Origin of the sequence: Streptomyces subrutilus (assembly GCF_001746425.1) — a bacterium.
Taxonomy (GTDB): domain Bacteria; phylum Actinomycetota; class Actinomycetes; order Streptomycetales; family Streptomycetaceae; genus Streptomyces; species Streptomyces subrutilus_A.
On sequence record NZ_MEHK01000002.1, the window covers coordinates 155,289 to 171,559 of the forward strand.

Annotated in this window: 5 protein-coding genes; all 5 read right to left on the reverse strand. The window is 74.3% G+C overall.

What is annotated here, in order from left to right; translation table 11 throughout:
• Positions 1-95: 95 nt before the first annotated feature.
• Positions 96-11,945, reverse strand: a complete 11,850-nt coding sequence (locus tag BGK67_RS40865; protein WP_069924392.1) for a type I polyketide synthase — start codon at positions 11,943-11,945, stop codon at positions 96-98.
• Positions 11,942-13,669: a glycoside hydrolase family 1 protein gene (locus tag BGK67_RS33895; RefSeq protein ID WP_079154738.1), complete on the reverse strand. Its 1,728-nt coding sequence runs from the start codon at positions 13,667-13,669 to the stop codon at positions 11,942-11,944. The genes BGK67_RS40865 and BGK67_RS33895 overlap by 4 nt, the downstream gene beginning before the upstream one ends.
• A gap of 226 nt (positions 13,670-13,895) precedes the next feature.
• Positions 13,896-15,080 (reverse strand): macrolide family glycosyltransferase, encoded by a 1,185-nt coding sequence (locus BGK67_RS33900; protein ID WP_069924394.1) that lies wholly within the window; start codon positions 15,078-15,080, stop codon positions 13,896-13,898.
• Positions 15,081-15,205: 125 nt separating this feature from the next.
• Positions 15,206-15,718, reverse strand: a complete 513-nt coding sequence (locus BGK67_RS33905; RefSeq protein ID WP_069924395.1) for a DinB family protein — start codon at positions 15,716-15,718, stop codon at positions 15,206-15,208.
• 67 nt (positions 15,719-15,785) lie between these two features.
• Positions 15,786-16,229, reverse strand: coding sequence for an antibiotic biosynthesis monooxygenase (locus tag BGK67_RS33910; protein ID WP_167739668.1), 444 nt, complete (start codon positions 16,227-16,229; stop codon positions 15,786-15,788).
• Positions 16,230-16,271 lie beyond the last annotated feature (42 nt).

The window sequence follows — 16,271 nt, forward strand, 5'->3', positions numbered from 1 at the left end:
CGGGGACCGGACCAGCCAATCGGCAATCACTTGAGCCAGGGTCAACGTGACCTGGTGTGCCCGGTGGCGCGGCCGTGAGGCCTTGGTGCAGGGGCCTAGTCGAGGCCGAATCCCTCGGCGGCGAACAGGGCGTCGAGCTCGGCGTTGAGGTCCTCTACGGACCGTTCGCCGTCGTCCGCCGCGTCGTCCGGCGCGCCGTCCGCTCCCGCGTCCGCCCCGGGGCCGGCCCCGGCGTCCGGGACGCCCAGCTCCGTGATCGCCGCGATCGCCGCCGCGGCCGGCACCGAGGCTGGTACTGCGGCCGGCGCCGCGGCCGGTGCCGGAGCCGGAAGGTCCAGGCGGCTGAGGATCAGCCGCGAGATGTGCTCGGGCGTCGGGTGGTCGAAGGCGAGGGTCGCGGGCAGCGGCACCCCGCTCTCCGTCGCCAGGCGCCGGCGCAGCTCCACCGCCATCAGCGAGTCGAGGCCGAGGCCCTTGAGCACTTCCTGCGGGGAGAGGGAGCCGGTCGAGTTCAGGCCCAGTACGGCGGCCACCTCGCGCAGCACCAGCTCCGTCACCAGGTCAGCCCGCTGGTCGTCGGGCACCGCCAGCAGGCGCTCCCGCAGACCGGCCGGGCCACCGGAGGCGGCGGCGGGCGCTTCGGCCCGGCGCGGCCGGGTCCGTACGAGGGACCGGAACAGGGCGGGCGCGGGCCTGCCCTGGTCCACCTCGCCCTGTGCGGCCCGCAGATCGAGCCGCAGGGGGACGAAGTTGCCGGCCGGACGGGCGAGCGCCGCGTCGAGCAGCTCCAGGCCGTCCTCGAAGCTGAGCGGGGCGATGCCCTGGCGGCGCATCCGGTCCAGTTCCGCCGTGCCCAGGTGCGAGGTCATGCCGACCCCGGCCTGGTGCCACAGGCCCCAGGCGAGGCTGGTGACCGGGCGTCCCTCGGAGCGGCGGCGGGCCGCGTACGCGTCGAGGCAGGCGTTGGCCGCGCCGTAGATGCCCTGTCCCGCCGTGCCGACGGTGCCGGCGGCGGAGGAGAAGAACACGAAGGCGGCGAGGTCCAGGCCCAGGCCGGCGGTCACCTCGTCGAGGTGGACGGCGCCGGTGATCTTGGGCTCCATCACATGAGCGAGCCGCTGTGCGTCCTGGCCGAGGAGTACACCGTCGTCCAGGACGCCCGCGAGGTGCAGGACGGCCGTCCAGGGCCGACCCTCCTCAGCAAGACCGAGCACCTTCTCCACGTCATCGCGACGACCGACATCACAGGCCTCTACCCGCACGCATTGCGCGCCTTCTTCCGTGAGTTGCTGTATGAGTTCCGCGGCTCCGGGCGCCTCGGCGCCTCGCCGTGAGGTGAGGACGAGGTGCCGGACGCCGTGCCGGCGGACCAGGTGGCGGGCGACCTCGCGGCCGAGCTCGCCGACGCCGCCCGTGATGAGGACGGTGCCCTGCGGATCGAGGGTGCGCACCTCGCCGGAGCCCGCGGAGGGGTCGGTGCCGGTCCCCGTGCCCGTGCCCGTGGGCCCGCCGGCCGTGACCAGGCGGGCGGCCAGCAGCCGGCCGCCGCGCAGGGCGAGTTCCGGCTCGTCGGCGCGGGCCAGAGCCGCCTCGACGGCGTCCTTGGTGCTGTCCGGACCGAGGTCCAGCAGGCGCAGGCTCTGGCCCGGGTGTTCGGCGCGGGCGGACCTGACCAGGCCCCACAGAGGTGCGTAGGCCAGTCCGTCGAGCGGGTCGCCCTCCACGGCGCCGACGCTGCCGCGGGTGGCGAAGACCAGCTCGGTGCCGGAGAGCCGCTCGTCGGCCAGCAGGGTCTGGAGCAGGGCGAGGGTGTACTCGCCGCCCCGGAACACGGCCTCGGACGGGCTCATGGCGGGCGCCCGTCCGGTCGTGTCCACGATGATGCGGGCGGGCGCCGGGCCGCCCGCGGCCAGCCGGGCGGCCAGGGCGTCGGTGCCGGGAAGCGCCTCGATGCCGAGCAGCGAGGCGAGTTCCCCGGTGCCGCCGACCACGAGGTCCGCCGTGCGGCGTCCGGGGGCCGTGGCGGCGGCCGGTACGGGCTGGAAGGCCAGCCGGTGCAGGTCCTGGCCGCCGCCGGAACGGGCGGCGCGCAGCTGGTCCGCGGTGGCCCGCCGCAGGTGGAGCGCGCCGACGCGGACGACGGGCGTGCCCGCCGCGTCGGCGGCCCAGACCCGGACGGACTGGCCGGCGTCGGACTGCTCGACGTCGACGCGGACGCGGAGTTCGCCGCTGCCCGCCGCGAACAGTTCGACGTCCGTCCACTCGAACGGCAGCAGCGCGCCCTCGGGTTCGTCCCGTCCCGCCGCCGCGCCCTTCATCACGTGCAGGGCGGTGTCGAGCAGGGCCGGGTGGACGTTGTACTCGGTGCCCGCGGCCGCATCGGGGAGGCGGACGAGCCCGTACGCCGTGCTGCCCTTGCGCCACAGTTCGGCCAGGCCGCGGAAGGCCGGGCCGTAGTCGATGCCCTGGGCGGTGAAGCGGTCGTAGAAGCCGTCGAGTGCGACGCGCTCGGCGCCGGCCACCGGCCAGTTGCGCAGGTCGGCAAATCCGTCCGGGGTGTTCCGGGCCTCCGGCCCGGCGGGGTCGAGCAGCAGCTCGCCGCTCGCGTGGCGGGTCCAGGTGCGGCCGGGGCCGTCGGGGCGGCTGTGCAGGGTGATGGGGCGGCGGCCGTTGTGCGGGGCGCCCACGGTGATCTGGAGGCGCACCGCGTCCTCGATCACCAGCGGTTCGGCGAGGGTCAGTTCGGCGACGGCGGCGGCCCCGGCCTCGTGGGCGGCGGCCGTGGCCAGTTCGAGCAGGCCGGTGCCGGGGACGATGACCGAGCCGAAGACGGTGTGGTCGCGCAGCCACGGCTGGTCGGTGAGCGAGAGGCGGCCGGTGAAGACGTGGCCGTCGGCGTCCGCGAGCTCGAGGGCGGCGCCGAGCCAGGGGTGCCGGGAGGCTTCCAGGCCCAGGGAGCCGGCGTCGCCGGAGGCCTGGGCGACGGGGAGCCAGAAGTGCTCGCGCTGGAAGGCGTACGAGGGGAGCGGTACGAGGCTTCCGGCGCCCAGGACGCGGTCCCAGTCGAGCTCGTGGCCCTGGACGTGGAGGAGGCCGAGGTTGCGCAGCAGCTGGGCGGGGGTGCCGTCGCGGCGGCTGAGGGAGCCGACGACGATGCCGCCGCGCTCCGCGCTGCCGTCGGTCAGCGGCATGGACAGCACCGGGTGGGCGGAGATCTCGACGAACACGCCGTGGCCGTCGTCGAGGAGCTGTTCGAGGGCGCGGTCGAAGCGGACGGGCTCGCGGAGGTTGCGGCACCAGTAGGAGCCGTTCAGGGCGGTGCCGTCGGCCACCTGGCCGGTGACGGTGGAGTAGAAGGCGATGTCGGTGCCGGTCGGGGCGATCCCCTCGAAGCCGGCCGCGAGACCGGGCAGGAGGGGGTCCATCTGGGCGTTGTGGGAGGCGTAGTCCACGTTGATTTTGCGGGCGTAGACGTTCCGCTCCGACAGCTCCGCGACGATCTTCACGATGGCCTCGGCCCGGCCCGAGATCACGGTCGATCCGGTGGTGTTGACGGCGGCGACCGACAGGGCGTCACCGTAAGGGGCGAGGAATCCTTCGACTTCGGCGACCGGGCGCTCGATCAGGGCCATACCGCCCTGACCCGCGCAGGCCAGGACCGCCCGGGAGCGCTGGGCGACGATCTGCGAGCCCTGCTCCAGAGTGAGAGCACCGCTCACCACCGCGGCGACCACCTCGCCCTGCGAGTGGCCGACGACCGCCGAAGGCTCGACGCCGAGGGACCGCCAGACGGCGGACAGGCCCACCCCCATGGCGAACAGGGCCGGCTGGACCACGTCCACCCGGTCGAACGGCGGGTGGTCACCCTCCTCCCCCGCCAGCACCTCACGCACCGACCAACCCGTGAACGGCCGCAGCGCGGCATCACACGCCTCGATCGTCTGCCGGAAGGTCTCGTTCTCCGCGAGCAGCGCACGGCCCATGCCCACCCACTGCGAGCCCTGGCCTGGGTAGACGAAGACGACCTTCCCGCGGCGCGCGGCCGAGCCCGTCACCACCGCGTCGTGCGAAGTGCCCTCGGCCAGCGACCGCAGCGCCTCCACCAGACCCTGGGTATCGGCCGCGACCACGCTCGCCCGCGACTCGAAGTGCGAACGGTGCCGGGCGGCGGTGACCGCGATGTCGGCGAGCGGAACCTCGGAGCGTTCCCCGGCCCAGTCCGCCAGTCGGGCGGCCTGCTCCCGCAGCGCGGCCTCGTCGCGGCCCGACACGACCACCGGGTACGCGGAGGCGGCCGCCCCGGGGTCCGGGGCGGCGGCCGAGGGCGCGGCGGCCGGGGGCTCCTCCAGCACCACGTGGGCGTTCGTACCGCTCAGGCCGAAGGAGGAGACGCCCGCGCGGCGCGGGCGCGACAGGTCGCGCTCCCACGGCGTGAGCGAGTCCACGACCCGGACGGGGAGTTCGTCCCAGGCGATGTTCGGGTTGCGGGGGGAGCTGTTGAGGGTCGCCGGGAGGGCGTCCTGCCGGAAGGAGGCGAGCATCTTGCAGACGCCCGCGACACCGGCCGCCGACTCCAGGTGCCCGATGACGCTCTTGGCGGTGCCGAGCCCCAGCTCCCGCCCCGGGGTGCGGCCTTCGCCGTAGACCGCGGCCAGCGCCTGCACCTCGATGGGGTCGCCCAGCGAGGTGCCCGTGCCGTGGCATTCGACGTAGTCGACGTCGGCGGGCGCGAGGCCGGCCGAGGCGAGGGCGGCGCGGATGACCTTCTGCTGCGAGGTGCCGTTGGGGGCAGTGATGCCGCTGCTGGCGCCGTCGTGGTTGATGGCGGTCGCCCGGATGACGCCGAGGACCGTACGGCCTTGCGCCTGCGCGTCCGAGAGCCGCATGAGGGCGAGTACGCCGACGCCCTCGCCGCGGCCGTAGCCGTCCGCTTCGGCGGAGAAGGTCTTGCTTCGGCCGTCCGGCGCCAGGGCGTGCGATCGGCTGAGGGCGATGAACGCGCCCGGGTCCGCGAGCACCTGCACGCCGCCGGCCAGGGCGAGTTCGCACTCGTCGCTGCGCAGCGCCTCGCAGGCCAGGTGCAGGGCGACCAGGGAGGAGGAGCAGGCGGTGTCCACGGACAGCGCGGGGCCCTGGAGGCCGAGGTGGTAGGAGAGGCGGCCCGCGTTGAAACTGGGCAGGGTGCCGGTCAGCGTGTAGGTGTCGGGGGCGCCGCCCTGCCGGTACTTGCCGTACTCGCCGACGCCCGCGCCGACGAACACGCCCGTACGGGAGTCCCGCAGCTCGCGGGGCCGGATCCCGGCGTCCTCGAGGGAGGTCCAGGCCGCTTCGAGGAGCAGGCGGTGCTGGGGGTCCATCGGCTCGGCCTCGCGCGGGCTGATGCCGAAGAACGCGGCGTCGAAGTGGGCGACGTCGTCGAGGAAGGAGGCGTGGCGGGCGTACGTACGGCCCTCCGCGTCCGGGTCGGCGTCGTAGAAGGCGTCGATGTCGAAGCGGTCCGCGGGCACCGTGCCGACGGTGTCGCGGCCTTCGGCGAGGACGGTCCAGAGGCTGTCGAGGTCGTGGGCGCCGCCGGGCATGCGCAGGCCGACGCCGACGATGGCGAGCGGCTCGTCGCCGCGGCGGCCGGGGCGGGGGCCGGGTGGGGAGCCGGCTGGGGTGGCCGGGGTGGTGGAGGGGGCCGCGGGGGCGAGTTTGGCGAGCAGCCAGTCGGTGGCGGTGCTCAGGTTGGGGCAGTCGAAGGCGAGCGTCTTGGGGGTGGTGACGCCGGTGCGCTTCTGGACGCGGGCGGCGAAGTCGATGGACATCATCGAGCCGAAGCCGAGGTCCTTGAAGCCGCGTTCGGGGTCGAGGGACTGCGGGTCCTTGATGCCGAGCACGGCGGCGGCCTCGGCGGCGAGCACGGCCGTGACGTGGGCCGCGCGGTCCGCCTCGGGCAGGGCCAGGACGCTGCTCAGGAACGGGTTCGTCTCGGCTTCGGCCGCGGCGGGGCCGGTCGCGGTGGCCGGAGCGGTACGGGCCTCCGCGATCTCGTCGAGGAAGCGGCGCGGGCGGGCTTCGCCGTAGCCGGCGGCCGCCTTCTGCCAGTCGATGTCGGCGACGACGAGGGAGCGGCCCGAGGCAAGGGCGGAGTCCAGGGCCGTCAGGGCGCGGGCCACGGCCATGGGGGCGAGGCCGGCGGCGCGCAGCTGGGCTTCGGCGGCGCCGTGCGTCATGCCGCCTTCGGCCCAGGGGCCCCAGGCGAGGCTGAGGGCGGGGACGCCGTCGGCGCGCAGGGTGTCGGCGAAGGCGTCGAGGGCGGCGTTGGCCATGGCGTAGTTGGCCTGGCCGAGGTTGCCGAGGACTCCGACGACGGAGGAGTAGAGGACGAACGCGTCGAGGTCGTGGTCGCGGGTGAGCTCGGCGAGCAGGCGGGCCGCGCCGAGCTTGGGCGCGGCGGCGGCTGCCAGGGCCTCGGTGTCGAGGCGGTCCAGGAGGCGGTCGTCGAGGATGCCGGCGGTGTGGAACACGGCGCGCAGGGGCGGCTGTTCGGCGTCGAGGCCGGCCAGGAGCCGCTGGGTCTGGCCGCGGTCGGTCAGGTCGCAGGCGGCGAAGGTGACGCGGGCGCCGGCGGCTTCGAGGCGGGCGGTGAGCTCGGCGGCCCCGTCGGCGGCGGGCCCCCGGCGGGAGACGAGCACGAGGTGCTCGGCGCCGCGCTCGGCGAGGCGCTGCGCGAGGTGACCGGCGAGGGCGCCGCTGCCGCCGGTGATGAGGACGGTGCCGCGGGGGGTCCAGGGGGCGGTGGCGGGCGGGGCGGCCTGGCGCAGCCGGCGGACGTACGCGCCGGTGGGCCGCAGGGCCAGGTGCTCCTCGCCTCCGGCGGAGCCGGGGCCGTTGACCGCGTTAACGCCGTTAACGCCGTTAACGGCGTGGACGGTTGCGGCGAGGCGGAGGGCCTCGGCCAGGGCCTGGGCGGGGTCGGCCGGGAGGTCGACGAGGCCGCCCCAGCGGGCGCCGTGCTCCAGGGCGACGACGTGGCCCAGGCCCCAGGCGAGGGCCTGGTCGGGCCGGGGGGCCGGGTCGGCGGGGACGGCGTGCACCGCGCCCTGGGTGACGAGCCACAGCGGGGCGCGGACGGCGGCGTCGCCGAGGGCCTGGACGAGGGCCAGGGTCTGGGCGGCGCCCGTGGTGGTGGCCGGGTGGGCGGGGGGGGCGGTGGTGTCGGTGGGGGTGAGCGCGAGCACGCCGGACAGCGGCCGGTCCCCGAGCTCCGCGACGAGCGCGGCCAGCGCGGCCCCGTACGCGGCACGGTCGTCGTGCCCCGGCAGGACGTGGACGGTCGCCCCGGCCTGGGCGAGCGCCCCGGCGACGGCAGCGCCGAGGCTCCGCGCCTGCACCCCGGCGGTGGTCGGCGCCCCGGCGGTCGTTGGAGCGGCGGTCGGGGCCTCGGGCTGTGCGGGGGCGACCAGGAGCCAGTGGCCCGGGGCGGCGGGGGGGGCGGGGGGGGGGCGGGCGGGCTGCCAGGTCTGTTCGTACAGCCAGTCCGCGACCGTGTCGGCGTCGTCCTGGCGTTCGCGCCAGGCGGCCAGGTGGGGCAGCAGGGCGGCGAGGGCGGTGCTGTCGATGACGCTGTCGCCGACGCCGAGGAGTTCGGCCACGCGCTCGGCCGCGCCGCTCCCGACGGCCTGCCACAGCGCGTCGTCCGCGGCGGACCGGCCGCCGCGGGCCCGCTCGGGGGCGTCGATCCAGTGGCGTTCGCGCTGGAAGGCGTACGTGGGCAGGTCGGTGACGGTGGCGGCGGTGCCGGTGAACACCTTGCACCAGTCGACGTCCTGGCCGCTGACGTGGAGCGCGCCGAGGGCCTGGACGAGGACGCGGGCCTCGTCGCTGTCGTCGGCGCGCTGGGAGGCGATGAAGGGGACCTCGCGCCCGACGCAGCCGGCGCCCGTCGCGGACAGCACGGCGGCGGGGCCGCATTCGAGGTAGCGGGCGATGCCGGCCGCCTCCAGGGTGGCCATGGCGTCGAGGAAGCGGACCGGTTCGCGGACCTGGCGGACCCAGTACTCCGCGGAGCGCATGCCCTCGCCCGGTGCGAGGCCGGCGTCGGTCCACGCGCCGGTGACGGTGGAGACCAGCGGGATCCTCGGTGCGTCGAACACGCAGTCCCGGGCCACGGCCCGGTAGGCGTCGAGCATCGCGTCCATGTGCGGGCTGTGGAAGGCGTGGGACACCTCCAGCCGGCGCGTGCGGCGGCCCTGGGCGGCGAACCGGCCGATGACGGCGGTGACGGCCGCGGCGTCGCCGCTGACGACGGTCTGCGCGGGCCCGTTGAGCCCGGCGACCGCGATACGGCCGTCCACGTCCGCGAGGACCTCCAGCACCTCGGCTTCGGACGCCTCGACCGAGGCCATGGCCCCGCCCGGCTCGCAGGCCTGCATGAGGCGGCCGCGGGCGGCCACCAGGCGGGCCGCGTCGGCCAGGCCGAGCACGCCGGCCGCGTGGGCGGCCGCGAGCTCGCCGACGGAGTGGCCGGCCAGGACCCGCGGTTCCACACCCCAGGCCTGCCACTGCCGGAACAGGGCGACCTCGACGGCGAACAGGGCGGGCTGGGTGAACTCGGTCTCGTGGACGAGCGTGCCGTCGGCGCCGTCGGGGTCGGCGAACAGGATCGCGACGAGCGGGATCCGCAGGTGGCGGTCGAGTTCCGCGCACACCTCGTCGAAGGCCTGGCGGAAGGCGGGGAAGGCCCCGTACAGGGCGCGCCCCATGGCGAGGCGCTGGCTGCCCTGCCCGGTGAACAGCACGGCCAGGTCGCCCTGGCGGGCGACGCCCTCGGTCAGGGCGCGGTGCGGCGCTCCCTGGGCCAGGGCGCGCAGGGCCTGCGCGGCCTCGTCGGCGGTGGTGGCGACGGCCACGGCCCGGTGTTCCAGGTGCGAGCGGCGGCCGGCGGCGGTGTACGCGGTGTCGAGCAGGGTGGCGGTGGAGGCGCCGGCCAGGTGGTCGGCGAGGGCGGCGGCGTTCGCGGCGAGGGCGGCGGGGCTCTTGCCGGAGACGGTCACGGCGACGGGCGCGGTGGGGGCGGGGCGCTGGGGCCGGCCGGTGACGGCGCCCCAGTCGACGTCGTAGCCCTCGCACCACAGGCGGACGGCGACGTCCTCCAGGGAGCGGCGGGCAGGCCGGTCGCGGCGGCCGGTGCCGAGCACCGAGGAGGGGCCGGGGGGGGGGGCCGTGCTCCCGGTGGCGGCGTGTGCTTCGGCGAGTGCGGTCAGGGTGCGCCGCAGGGAGTGCCGGGCGACGGGGTGCGGGGCGATCTCGACGATCGCGAGGCCGCGTTCGTCGGCGAGGGCGGTGACGGCCTCGGCGATCAGCATGGGGGCGCACATGTTGCGGGCCCAGTACGCGGCGTCGAGGGCGGTGCCGTCGGTGAAGCCGTTGGTGACGGTCGACCAGAAGGGGATGGCGGCCGGGGCGGTGCGCAGGGTGCCCAGCCGGCGTTCGAGTTCGGGGGCGAGCGCGGCGAGCTGCTCGCTGTGGGAGGCGTAGTCGATGTGGACGCGCTGGCTGCGCACCCCGGCGTCGGCGAGCTCGCGTTCCACGGCGGCCACCGCGTCCAGCGGCCCGGACAGGGCGGTCTGGCCGGGGGCGAGGTGGCCGGCGAGTGAGATCCGGCCGGGGTGGCGGGCGGCGAGCTCGCGGGCGCCCTCCAGCGGGAGTTCGCACAGCAGCAGGGCGCCTTCGCCGGCGGCGCGTTCGGCGATGAGCTGCGACCAGGTGCCGATGAGGCGGGCGCCCTCGGTCAGCGGCAGGGCGCCGGCCACGACGGCGGCGGCGACCTCGCCGATGCTCTGGCCGAAGACGGTGCGGGGCTCCAGGCCCCACGCTTCGAGGGTGCGGGCGAGGGAGACCTGGACGGCGAACAGGACGGGCTGGACGACGTCGGTGCGGTCCAGTCGGGAGGTGTCGGGTCCGGCGAGCAGTTCCTCCAGGACGGACCAGCCGGTGGCCTCGGAGATCGCGGCGTCGCAGGCGTCGAGGGCGGTCCGGAAGGCGGGTTCCGCGAGCAGGTCGCGGCCCATGCCGAGCCACTGGGAGCCGTGGCCGGAGAAGAAGAAGGCCAGGGAGGGGCGGGCGCCCCGGGTGCGCGGCGTGCGGGTCGCGAGCTGTTCGCGCAGGGCGTCGGCGAGTTCGTCGGGGTGGCTCACGGCGGCGACGATCCGCTGGGCGCCGGTGGCGCGGGCGAGGAGTTCGGGGGCGTACCAGCCGTGGCCGGCGCGGGCGCGGGCGGCCACGGCTTCGGCGGCCTCGCGCAGCTCCTCGTCGGTGTCGGCGGCCAGGGGGACGAGGTGGCGGCGGCGGTAGGGGGCCTCTTCGAGGGCGATGTGGGCGTTGGTGCCGCCGAAGCCGAAGCTGCTGACGCCCGCGTACCGGCGGCCGCCGTGCGGCCAGGGGCGGCGCTCGGCGACGACTTCGAGGCGGGCGGCGTCGAAGTCGATGTGCGGGTTGGGGGTGTCGAAGTGCAGGCTGGCGGGGAGCTCGCCGTGGTGCAGGGCGAGGGCGGTCTTCATCAGGCCGACGACGCCGGCGGCGGGTTCCAGGTGGCCGAAGTTGGTCTTGGCGGAGCCGATGCGCAGGGGTTCCTCGCGGCCGTCGGCGAAGACGGTGCCGAGGGCTTCGGCTTCGATGGGGTCGCCGAGGAGGGTGCCGGTGCCGTGGGCTTCGACGTAGGAGACGTGCCGGGGGGCGACGGCGGCGTCCTGCCAGGCGGCGCGCAGGACCTCTGCCTGGGCGCGGGGGCTGGGCGCGGTGAGGCCGTTGGAGGCTCCGTCGTTGTTGACGGCGCTGCCGCGGATGACGGCGTAGATCCGGTCGCCTTCGGCGAGGGCGTCGGACAGCCGGCGCAGGACGACGACGCCGCAGCCCTCGCCGCGTACGTAGCCGCCCGCGCCGGCGTCGAAGGCGCGGCACTGGCCGTCGGGGTTCATGCCGCCGAACTTGGTCATGGCGACGGTGGTGTTCGGGCTGAGCATGACGTTGACGCCGCCCGCGAGGGCGAGGTCGGACTCGCCGGAGCGCAGGCTCTGGACGGCGAGGTGGGTGGCCGTCAGCGAGGAGCTGCAGGCGGTGGCGACGGCGAGGGCGGGGCCGTGCAGGCCGAGGGTGTAGGCGATGCGGGCGGGGATGATCGAGTTGTCCCAGCCGGTGGCGGAGTGGGTCTCGATGCTCCGCGGGTCGGCGCCGGTGGCCAGGTGGTACTCCTGCGCCATCGTGCCCATGAACACGCCGGTGCGGGTGCCCTCGAGGTCGCCGTGGACGATGCGGGCGTCCTCGATGGCGGCCCAGGCGGATTCGAGGGCCATGCGCTGCTGGGGGTCCATCTGGCGGGCTTCGGCGGGCGAGATGCGGAACAGTTCGGCGTCGAAGCCGGCGACGTCGTCGAGGAAGCCGCCCCACCGGGTGGTCATGCGGCCGGGGGCGCGGGGGTCGGGGTCGAGCCACTCGTCGGCGTTCCAGCGGTCGCGGGGCACCTCGCGCACGGCGTCGACGCCGTCCAGGAGGCTCTGCCACAGCGCGTCGGGGGTCTCGATGCCGCCGGGGAGCCGGCAGCCGAGGCCGACGACGGCGATGGGTTCCCGCGCGTGGGCGCGGCCGCGGGCGCGGGCGGTCCCGGCGGCGGGCGCCGCGGGCCGTTCGTCGCCCGCGAGGTGGCCGGCGAGGGCGGCCACGGTGGGGTACTGCCAGGCGACCCAGGAGGGGACGGGGCGGCCCAGCCAGGCGGAGACGCTCTCCAGCATGGCCACGATCGAGAGGGAGGTCATGCCCAGGTCCCGCAGGGAGCGGTTCTCGTCCACCGAGCCGGGGCCGATCTCCAGGAGTCCGGCGATCGTCTCCCGGAGCCGGGCGGCTATGTCCGCGGCGACGGGCACGGGTGCGGCAGCGGTGCCGCTGTTCACCTGGGCGTTGCTCATCTGGGCATCCTTGGAGATCGTTGAACCGGGGCCTCGGCAGAAGACGGGAGGGCCGGGCGCGGTGTGCGCCCGGCCGTGGGGGGGCAGTCCCGGCGGCCGGTGACGGCCGGGCCGGCGGTGGTGGCCGGGGGCGAGGCGGGTGCGTGGCCCGGCTCCGGGGTGAGCGGGCCGCTGCCGCCGTACTCGGCGCGCAGGGCCGGGCTGAGGTTGCGGGACCCGGCGATCTGGGCGTAGACGCCCACCGCTTCGGTGGGGGTGCGCTTCATGGTGGTGCGGTCCACGGCGTAGAGGCCGAAGCGGGGCTTGTAGCCGCCGAGCCACTCGAAGTTGTCCATCAGGCTCCAGTGGTAGTAGCCGCGGACGTCGACGCCTTCGGCGCGGGCCCGCTGGATCTGCTCCAGGGCACGGACGATGAACTCGGCGCGGCGCTTGCCCGAGGCGGTGGCCATGCCGGACTCGGAGACCAGCAGCGGCAGGCCCTTGTAGCGGCGGCTGAAGTCCTTGAGGACGGGGTAGAGGCCCTGCGGGTCCGACTCGTAGCCCATGTCGGGGATGAAGTAGGTCGGGTCCTTGAGCGGGAAGCAGGGCGGTGCGCCGCACACGTCGACGTTGATGACGGGCAGGGTGGTCGGCCCGGGGGTGGTCGGGTCGGTGACGCCGGTGCGGTCGTAGAGCTGGATGCCGAGCCAGTCGAGGGTGTTCTTCCACTCGGGGTGCTGCTCGTCGGGCGTGCCGTCGTAGTCGGCGTCGAAGGTGCCGTGGCGCAGCGAGTCGAGGAAGTTCAGCTCGAAGAAGCGGCGGAAGCGGTCGCGGGCGGCGATGTCGCGCGGCTCGGTGCTGATCTTGCCGTCGCGGACGGCCTCGTACTGCTTGACGCTGGCGGTCAGGCCGACGCTGGCGCCCGGGTCCACCTTCTTGATCGCCTTGTACATGGCGGCGTGCGCGTCGATGTACGTGCGCACGGCGGGCGCGAACTTCGTGTCGAAGTGGGTGGGCAGGTTGGCCTTGCCGGGCGGGCCCGCGCCGAAGGCGTGCGAGAACATCATGTAGACGCCGGGCTCGTTGAGGGTCACCCAGTCGCGGACCCGGTCGCCGAAGCGCTGGGCGAGCAGCTTGGAGTGGTCGGCCATGGCCTTGACGACGAGCGGGCCGCCCTGGGGGTGGTCGAGCCCGCAGAGGTTGGTGTCCGAGGGGCCGTTGGCGCAGGCGACGTCCTCGGGGTTGTCCACCCACACCGGGTTGGCGAAGTGGTGGATGGTGACGACCGGACGGATGCCGCGGGCGACGAGGGCGTTGATCACCTTGTTGTAGTGGGCGATCGCCTGCTCGTCGATCTGGCCGCGGCGGGGCTCGATGCGCGCCCACTCGATGCCGAAGCGGTACGAGTCGACCTTCAGGGCGGCGATGAGCTCGATGTCCTCGATGGCCAGCGTGTAGCCGTCGACGCCTTCCCCGACGGCGGGGCTCTTGCCCATGCCGCCTTCGGCGACGGGCTGGGTCCACTTGTACCAGTCGGTGTGGGTGTTCTGGTCCTCGATCTGGGTGGCGGAGCTCGAGACACCGAACCGGAAGCTGCCCTTGCCGAACGGCGAGGAGAGGGAGCCCGGCTGGGCGAACCGCGCCGTTCGCTGGGTCGGGGAGGAGGCTTCCTCGGCGGCCGCCGTGGGAGCCAGGAGTCCTGCGGCGAGGATCACCGCCGCCGCGGTCTGCAACAGTCTTTTCACGATGCCTTCCAGAGGGAGCCGAGGGCTGAGTCGTCCGCCCCCACCCTCGTGAGCCCGTCTCGAAGGCCGCTGGAGGCTCCGTACAGCCCGGTGCCCGCCGGTCCCCGGTCGCCGGGCGAGCGCGTTCCCGGCGGCGCCGGTACGGCGCGGGAACGGCCCGGAACGCAGCAGCCCCCGGCCTGGTGGCCGGGGGCTGGCGTCGGGTCGGGTGTGGCTGGCCTGGTGGTCAGCCGGCGTTCTGGGCGAGGAACTTCTCGATGGCGTCGGCGGCCACCGCGGGGCCGTCGATCTGGCGCATGGCCTCGCCCATGCGCTCCACGCGGCCGGTGGTGGCGCTGTCGCCGGCCACGGCGGCGACGGCCGCGCGCAGGCTCTCGACGGTGGTGTCGTCCTTGGCCAGGTGGCGGCCCAGGCCCAGCTCGTCGACGCGCAGGGCGTTGGCCTTCTGCTCGTTCATCTGGGGGATCACGACCATGGGCACGCCGTTGTACAGGGACTCCATGACGCTGTTCATGCCGCCGTGGGTGACGAAGAGCTTGGCGTGGCGCAGGACTTCGAGCTGCGGCACGTGGCGGCGCACGTCGAAGTTGGCGGGCAGCGGGCCGAGGTCGGCGGGGTCGATGTGGTCGCCGACGGCCATGACCACGTCCCACTCGGTGTCGCCGAACGCGGTGACCGCGGTGCGGAAGAACTCGGCCCAGCCGGTGGCGGCGGTGCCCAGGGAGATCAGCAGGACCGGGCGGTCCGCGGAGGCGGGCTCCCACGAGCCCTGGAAGGAGCGGTCGCCCAGGCAGGGGCCGGCGAAGACGAACCGGTCGTCGAAGGTGTCGCCGTCGTAGTGGAAGTCGCGCGGCAGGAAGATGACGCCGAGCTTCTCGATGTTCTGGAAGAAGGCCATGGGGTCGGCCGGCAGGTTGAATTCCGGAAGGAGGCCGGTGAGCTTGCCGATCATTTCCATGACCTGCGGGTCGGCGTATTCGGCCAGCGGGAACTTCTCCTGGATCGAGAAGTGTTCGTTGGCTCCGTAGGTGGGGTAGAGCCGGACGAGCGGAATGTCGTGCTTGGCGCCGTAGAAACGCGCGCCCCACGCCATGAAGTCGTGGACGATGACGTCTGGGCGGTTCTTCTCGTAGAAGGGGCTGACCTGCTCGACGAGGCCGGTCGCGTCGTCGAGACAGCGCATTCCCTCGCCCGCGTTGGCCTCCTCCGTGTAAGGGGAGCGGTAGAACTCACCGAATACGGAGTCGAAGCGGACGGCCTCGGCGCCGATCGCCTCTATCGCGGGCACGAAATGATCGGTCACCGTGCAGGTGACCCGATGCCCCCGCTTGACCAGTTCTTCGACGACGCCGAGCGTCGGATTCACGTGGCCGATGGCCGGAAAATTGAAGAACGCAATGTGCGAAGGCATGGAAACCCCTCTTCCTGGAACCGCGGTACGGGCGAACCGTGTGCCACGGTAGCAGTGGCTCCGGTATCCCGAATCCGCGTGGATCCGGGATACCGGAGCTTTCCGGCCAACCGGAGGAGATGTGGCTAGAACGGCACCGGCTTGCCGAGTGCGACGCGCAGGCAGCCGATCTGCCCGCAGTGGTAGGCGTCGTGCATCTGGATGATGGACAGCGCCTTGCCGAGGTTCTTCAGCCGGTCGTCGCCGAACGGCTCGAGCGGGGACTCGCTGTCGAGGTCCTCGGGGCGCAGCCCGGCCACGAAGGCCCGCATCCGCGCGTGGACCTGCTGGTAGAGCTCGATCATCTCGGCCAGCGAAGGCCCCCAGGACCAGTCGTTGTTGTCGTTGCCCGCGTAGTGCCGGGAGAACTCCTCGGTGACGAGGGACTCGGTGCCCTGGTGCAGGGTCGAGAAGTAGTCCGTGGCGCAGATGAGGTGCCCGAGGAACCAGACCAGCGGTTTGTGCGGGGCCGGCGCGAGGCGCGCGGTCTCGTTGTCGAAGTCCTCGGCGAGTTCGAGCACCATGCCGTAGGCGAGGTCGAAATGGTGCAGGAAATGGGTGGTCAACGGCTGCGCCGGCGCCTCGGCGGTCACGGTCATGCGGTTGCTCCTTCTCTTGGCGTTCTCGAGCGGGACTCGAGGGATCTTCGAGTGGTCCTCGGCGGTCTCAGGCGGAATCGTCCCCGTCGTACGACTCGAATGAGCTCGGGCCGGGCGCCCGGACCTCGTCGAGTTTCGCTTTCGCATCGTCAAAGGTCGGCAGTTCCAGGGTTTCCTCGGAAACCCAGTTCGCACCTTCCCAGTCGTACATGAGCTCTCTCACCCGGCGGGCCGCCGCCATGTGCGGACCCGATTTCAGGAATCCCTTCAGCGCCTCTTCGTCTTCCCAGATGCTGAGGCTCCGCGTGCTGTTGAAGTTCTTCTCGGATATCGCGAGCGTCACGGCCAGCAGGCCGGGGCGGACGTACAGCTCGGCGAGAATGGCCTCGTTCAGGGCGATGGCGGCGGGCTCGTGTCCCGGTTTCGGCCAGCCGACGGACGTGGCGATCAAGTGCCGCTTGCGGAGCGGTTCCTTCAGCCGGCCGGTTTCCTCGTCGACCGCGGGGCCCACCCACGGGGCGACCACATTGAGGTCGGACTCGTCCCCGGCCGC

Coding starts and splice junctions, on each gene's coding strand:
- BGK67_RS40865 (WP_069924392.1), bottom strand. CDS start 11,945: ATGAGCAACGCCCAGGTGAACAGCGGCACCGCTGCCGCACCCGTGCCC.
- BGK67_RS33900 (WP_069924394.1), bottom strand. CDS start 15,080: ATGCCTTCGCACATTGCGTTCTTCAATTTTCCGGCCATCGGCCACGTG.
- BGK67_RS33905 (WP_069924395.1), bottom strand. CDS start 15,718: ATGACCGTGACCGCCGAGGCGCCGGCGCAGCCGTTGACCACCCATTTC.